The organism is Bacillota bacterium, from assembly GCA_024653485.1.
GTDB lineage: Bacteria > Bacillota > SHA-98 > UBA4971 > UBA4971 > UBA6256.
Map to the genome: position 1 here is coordinate 1 of JANLFY010000028.1, position 6,048 is coordinate 6,048.

The following is a 6,048-nucleotide window of genomic DNA, read 5'->3' on the forward strand; positions in this document are numbered from 1 at the left end:
GGGTGACATTTTCTCAGACCGCTTACAGGGTGACATTATCACAGGCCGACGACAGCCACAGGCGCACACCTTTACACGACCCCGAGGCTATGCTATACTCTCAGTGCGAGCCAGTCGCCGCGTCCAACACGTCCAACAAGATAGACGGATTTCGAAGCCGACGTAGCTCAAAGGTAGAGCAGCGCACTCGTAATGCGCAGGTTACCGGTTCAAGTCCGGTCGTCGGCTCCATGAATTTTCAAGCGCCGCAAGGATTTGCGGCGCTTTGTTATTGCCTTCCAGATCGTCGAGAACGGCATTTGGGGATAGTCTGGGGATAGTTTTCACCTGGCCCTATCTCGCCTCCTCCTTCCCTCGAGACAGCATGCGGTCCAGCTTCTCGGCGGCGGCGCGGTCAACGCTCTGGAGGGCATGGGCATAGATGTTCACCGTGGTGCTGATGTTGGAATCTCCCATACGGCTGCTGACGTTCTTGAGGGGAATTCCCTCGGCAATCAGGAGCGTGGCGCTTGCGTGCCGGGGACCCAGGACGGTGATCGGCGGCAGGTCATGCTTGCAGCCGGTTGCCTCATGCCTGAAGCGGCGTGTCGGAGCCATCGTCGTTGATGATAAAGGACACACTCTCAGTTCAGGGTACAACGAGATTCTGGGGACCGACATTGACGAGACTTGCGCGAGGCAGTATGGCAAGTGGTATCGCGACCTCATCAAAGGGAAGTTCTCAAGTCGACTGAAGGATCTTGGCGTTGATGAGGCGAAGTCTCAGCTGATTCAAGAAACGATGTGGGTGGAGTTCAAGATGCTTGATAGGTGTCGTGCTCTCCATGCCGAGGAGCAGGCAATCCTGAACCTGGCAGTGTCTGGGGCCCGGCTGACGAAGGACGCCCGGATGTTCGTGACAACGTATCCATGCAACCTTTGCGCCAACAAGATCGTAAGGATGGGAATAAGGAAGGTGGTGTACTTTGAGCCATATCCCGTCAGGGAAAGTATGGAGATCCTAAACAGTGGAGGGGTAAGTCAGCAAGCATTTGCTGGCGCTACGTTCAACGGTTACTTCCGGCTTTTTGGAGGGGTGCCCCATGGTGCTGTGCCCTGAGTGCGGGAATATTGCTTACAGAAACTCGTATTTTGGTGTTGTGTATTGTCATTCTTGTGGATGGCGCTCTCCTTTGGAGCGTCTCGACATGCGCGAGTCTCGGGGACGATTCAGTCTAGCGCGCAAACGGCGCAAGGAGACGCACTCTTCTGCGCAGGGCAAGCGCAGATTCATCGAGGAGCCAGCCGGGACACACGCGTGACAGTGAGGATCGCTTGCGCTGGGCTGTACCATTCGCCGACATGGAAGTCAACAGATGCTGGTCCGGCTGTGGCAATGTCGTCAGCTCAGAGAGTAGACTCCTGAGCGGTCGGCTCTTGGAGTCATGCAAGGGGACAGGGCTGACAGGTCAAAATGTAGAATGGAATACTTGTGGATGGATGATCGCTCAACTCGTGAGTTCCGGAAGCAGCATTGTTCGGTAATGGGCCTTGGTTGCCCTACACTTGGAGGCGCTTATCTGGAGTGCAGATGGACCCCGAGTACTTGGAGAAGACACGTGCAAGTGCTACATGCGGAATCATCCGACCAAGACCCTTTGTGAAGTGGGCAGGGGGCAAGGGACAGCTGGTGGAGCAACTGGCTGCTCGTATGCCCGGGAGATACTCTGCCTACCATGAGCCTTTTGTCGGGGGAGGGGCTTTGTTCTTCCATTTGACCCCAAAGAGAGCCTTCCTTTCCGACCTCAACGAAGAGCTTGTTAACGCATTTCTCGTCGTCAAAAATGACTGTGAATCTTTGCTGCGGAGGCTAAGGCAATACAAGAACAGTGCGGAATTCTACTATGAGATCCGTGCGTTGGATCCGAAGAAGCTGGACTCGGTAGAAAGGGCTTCGAGGTTCATCTATCTCAATAAGACCTGCTACAATGGGCTATATCGGGTGAATAGACAGGGTAGGTTCAACGTCCCCTTCGGCCGCTACAAGAATCCTGTCTATGCGGACGAGGTTCAGCTGCGTCTCGCAAGCCAGGCCCTCCAACATGCCGACATTCGAGTAGCGGATTTTGAGATAGTGCTTGATCGGGCTGAGCCGGGGGATTTTGTGTACTTCGATCCCCCGTACCAGCCAATAAGCGACACGTCCAACTTCACGAGCTACACGGCAGATGCGTTCGATGAGAGCCAGCAAAGGCGTCTTGCCACTGTGTTTCGGGAGCTAGATAAGAGGGGCTGCCATGTGATGCTCAGCAATTCGGACTCCCCTGTCATCCGCGATCTCTACGGCGGATTTCGGATCGAAACGGTGATGGCTAAGCGCTACATAAACTGCAAGGGCGACAGGCGGGGCGCTATCCCCGAGGCCTTGGTGTTGAATTACTAGAATCAGGGAGGGCGCCAGATGGGAAGATCAGGCAACAAGCAGTCCAAGTCTGCTAGAGAACTCGTGGAAAGGGTGAAGCTCATCCTCGACACCCTAGGGCTAAAGTACGAAGAACAGCGAAGCTCTGAACTCGGAAGCGTGATAATCGGAAGAGGGCGGGACGTGGATCTTACTGTGGTCGATGACGACGGGAAGCCCGTCATGTTCATCGAGTGCAAGGTCCAAAACACGTCCGGAACCGCCGAAGAGAAGCTCTTCCGGGTGATCGAAGAAGCGAACCGGGACAAGGAGCGAGGAATTGCATCGATCATTGTCTTTTCAGGTCACGGATGGTCTACCGATCTGCTGAGACATGCGATGCTATACGGCGCTGTCAGAGAAGAGTACCTGCAAGAATGGTTGTTCACCTACTTCAATTACACCCCCAACCGTTCGAACTCGACGGCTTAGGACCGACGCCGCTTGACAGGGCGCTGGATAATCTCTTCAGGGATGCTGACGGCCTTGGAGACGGTCAGTCTCCGGGCTGCTGGCTCTTCGCTTGGGGGAGGTGATCGCGTGGACTGGGCAGCAGCAGACCGCACAGTCGGCCATGACCCTTGGTACCAAGGATGTACGAGTGATATCGCCTGTGCGGGTTCGGGGTCGCCACCCTGCGCTTGATGGTGGCAGCACTCAGGAGACAATCGCTGCGGAATGACACCCCCTCGAACTGTTCCCTCAAGGTTTTCCTGAACCGTTCCTTGGGTTCCAGAAGCGACGGTGAAACCAACGTTTCTCCCCCTTATCGATGAACTCTCGAAATCCAATGGGCAACCAGCGGGCAGTCAGATGGTAACCAGAAGCCTGATCGGGGATGGGCCAGCCTGGTTCGCAACGAGCCAACCCCCTGGAGCGGGCGGGGCCATTTCGCGGTGAAGGGAGACCTACGAGGTCAGGCATCCACAAGTAAAGCATGGTGACGCGCTCGCCAAGCCATGTAGTAGTGAAATTCCCAGACCGAAAGGCAAGAGTTTTTCGGCTTCTGCGGACAATGCGGTCGTCAGCACCGGCCTGACCCCGCGCATGATTCAGCTGGACGTCCAGCCTGCGACGAGAGACCGAGACGTTCGGGACGCGACTCGGGAACGCCGATTGCGGAAGACAAGCGCGGTTTCTTAGAGCCTGCGCGCATGGAGCAGGAGTCGCAACGCAAAGTGGCCGAGGGTCTCATTGTGGGCCAGACGCCCAGAACGGGTGGGTCGTTTGCTGAGGCGGCTCATGCGCGGTCAGCGAGACAGTCTCGTCGACCTCTTCTGCCGCTTGCACCGCTGCCGCCCGCAAGTACGGAATGGGGCATCGACCAGGCCCGTGAACAACTGTCGGACGCTCTGGGGTATGCCGCCGTCGTGAACAGATTTCACGTTGTCGAGCCTCTCGTTCAATGAGAGCTGGCTGTGCGGCCCGCAAGACAGTCATGGATAGCTGGCACGATGTCCAGTTCCCGTGGGACGAATCTGGGATCAAACACAAGACAGCAGGAGTGACTGTGCGCCTTCTGCACCCCGGCGACACCCAAGAACACGAAGCAAGACCTTGTTATGGAAAACTTCAATGAACTGCTCACGCGGCCTGGAACCCAGTCTTACTGCGCAGGTTACCGGTTCAAGTCCGGTCGTCGGCTCCATTCTTTTTGCACCTATAGCGCGATTGTCGAACGGCGTTGCCACGAAATTCGCAGAAAGTCGTTGCCAAACCGTTGCCATGTCACGCCTCTAGGGCCGTCCATGCTGACCCCTTGCCGAGATCCCGAGCATCACGGAGAGACCTGCGGAAGGCGCTGCCGCGCCACCGTGCCGCCGTTTCCCATCAACACAAAGCGCCGCCGCCAGAAGCCGCGGCGCTTGCCCGCTCCGAGAGGGATTGGGAACAGGAATTGAGAATGTGTGGAGTCTAGCTTCTCGGGTCGACCAGCCTCCCCACAAACAGGATACATCCGGAACGCAGGTCGCGGATGAAAAAGACGAACGGTCGATCTGCCCTGAAGATGGATAGCTCTTGTGCCGAGAGCGACTTTCCGGACATGACCACGGCCGTGGCCGCCGCAGCTTCGGTGCCTTCCTCATTGACGTCGACGAACGACTTGTGAATGACCGCGCTTATATATAGGTCACGACCGGGAGCCATGCCGGAGAAATCGGCGGCCATTTCGTCGAACGCGTCGGTCATCCCCAGGCTCTGTAGCTGTTCGTTCAGCACGAATCTTCTCTCCAGCTTGAACCGTGGCAGAAAGACCTCCACCGTCTCCTGGGAGAGCCGGGACGCCCATGACCGGAGCTCCTGATCGCTCAATGTGCTCTCGAGTTCTGCCAGCTCGTGTCCGGGCTTAGGAAGCAAGATCATCATCGCGAGTTCGCCGCCTGCGTACGGCATCTCAAGGACCTGAACGCGGTCGTCTTCCGCGTAATTGAACCTGCCTTCCTGGTGCATCATGGGGACGTCGACTTTCAAACCCGCCTTGACATGGAACGGCATCGTCGTCGTGTCCTTCGAGTTGAACTGGGTTTTCCACTTCCCTTTGAAATAGATGGCATTGGTCAGGACAAGCCTTGTGAGCACGGAGAGGTCATCGGGTTGGATGAGGTCCTTTATCTTCTCGCCGGTCCTTGCTTCCACCCATTTGTTGATCGTCTGCCTCGCCTGCTCGCGGTTTTCGTCGACCGTATAGTCAACCTCGTTGAAGCCTGCACGGTACCACTTGTTGGTCACGTCCAGGAAAGCCGGCAAGAAAGGGTAACCAACTTGCCCCCACAGAGAATTGGCCACCGAGAGCTGATACTCTCGGCCGCTTGTCCCGTCTGCGTTGAACGTTCCAGTGAGCCCCGAGAAGGCGGGATGAAGCTTGTCGTGATCCAATGTGAAATGCAGCACTCGAGCCATTTGCTCCGCTGTTTCCCCGCGCGCGCCTGCGTAGGTCATTGCCAGCGCGGACGAGATGCTGTACGGCGAGAAGAAAAGGTTGCCATCTTCCCTCGCCAGCTGTGAGTAAAGATCAAAGGTAAAGCAATTGTTCCCGGCGACGATCGAGTCCACATCCCTGCTGTCCATCGCCGACACCCCACCGCAGAAAGCGGACAGCACCCCTACGGTGCACATCAACATGGCGCCGACCACAAATGACCAGAGCCGCCATTTCATACTCCCCTTACCTCCTTCTCTCGTTCTCGCGACTCGAGAGCACCTACGCCGGTCAGCGTCCCGGTTGAGATCGCCATAGACTCGGTTCTGATGACTGGCGCGATGCAAACACGATGCCGGACCAACATGCCAGACATGGCCCTTCATCGATTCGACACCTCACTGCATGCCTCCTTGTGTGAGTTGTGGCGATGTGGAGGCCGTTCACCGTGCTTTGTCGAAATGTAGCCAATGTGACAGGAATTTCACGATCGATGTCGAATGGAGTATTGTTCGCGAAGGGCACAACGTCGGATACAGCAAGGCCCCCGGGGCCTTGACATGGAGCAAGGAGTCGGGACAAGTTGTCGCCGCAGCTGGTCGTCGCGAGTGAGCAGATGAATCTCAAGATGCTTGGCCCTATACCCCATGAGGTATATGCATGTGGTACTGGCCACCCTGCGCGAGTG

General features: G+C 56.8%; 5 protein-coding genes and 1 tRNA gene. 4 read left to right on the top strand and 2 right to left on the bottom strand.

All coding sequences use genetic code 11. From position 1 onward, the window contains the following. Positions 1–156 precede the first annotated feature (156 nt). A tRNA-Thr gene (locus tag NUW12_13050) sits at positions 157–231 on the top strand. A 102-nt stretch (positions 232–333) separates the two neighbouring features. Here the strand turns inward: NUW12_13050 and NUW12_13055 are convergent. Beyond that, positions 334–597 (bottom strand): tyrosine-type recombinase/integrase, encoded by a 264-nt coding sequence (locus NUW12_13055; protein ID MCR4403669.1) that lies wholly within the window; start codon positions 595–597, stop codon positions 334–336. Here NUW12_13055 and NUW12_13060 point away from each other — a divergent pair. From NUW12_13060 to NUW12_13070, 3 genes are all read left to right on the top strand, one after another. After that, positions 533–1,099, top strand: a complete 567-nt coding sequence (locus NUW12_13060) for a deaminase (GenBank protein ID MCR4403670.1) — start codon at positions 533–535, stop codon at positions 1,097–1,099. The genes NUW12_13055 and NUW12_13060 overlap by 65 nt on opposite strands. Before the next feature lie 471 nt (positions 1,100–1,570). Then, positions 1,571–2,422 (top strand): DNA adenine methylase, encoded by an 852-nt coding sequence (locus tag NUW12_13065; GenBank protein ID MCR4403671.1) that lies wholly within the window; start codon positions 1,571–1,573, stop codon positions 2,420–2,422. 18 nt (positions 2,423–2,440) lie between these two features. Further along, on the top strand, positions 2,441–2,872 hold the full coding sequence (locus NUW12_13070) for a hypothetical protein (protein ID MCR4403672.1): 432 nt from the start codon (positions 2,441–2,443) through the stop codon (positions 2,870–2,872). Positions 2,873–4,354: 1,482 nt separating this feature from the next. Here NUW12_13070 and NUW12_13075 read toward each other — a convergent pair. Further along, positions 4,355–5,599 (bottom strand): serpin family protein, encoded by a 1,245-nt coding sequence (locus NUW12_13075; GenBank protein ID MCR4403673.1) that lies wholly within the window; start codon positions 5,597–5,599, stop codon positions 4,355–4,357. Positions 5,600–6,048 lie beyond the last annotated feature (449 nt).

Coding starts and splice junctions, on each gene's coding strand:
- NUW12_13065 (MCR4403671.1), top strand. CDS start 1,571: ATGGACCCCGAGTACTTGGAGAAGACACGTGCAAGTGCTACATGCGGA.
- NUW12_13075 (MCR4403673.1), bottom strand. CDS start 5,599: ATGAAATGGCGGCTCTGGTCATTTGTGGTCGGCGCCATGTTGATGTGC.
- NUW12_13055 (MCR4403669.1), bottom strand. CDS start 597: ATGGCTCCGACACGCCGCTTCAGGCATGAGGCAACCGGCTGCAAGCAT.
- NUW12_13070 (MCR4403672.1), top strand. CDS start 2,441: ATGGGAAGATCAGGCAACAAGCAGTCCAAGTCTGCTAGAGAACTCGTG.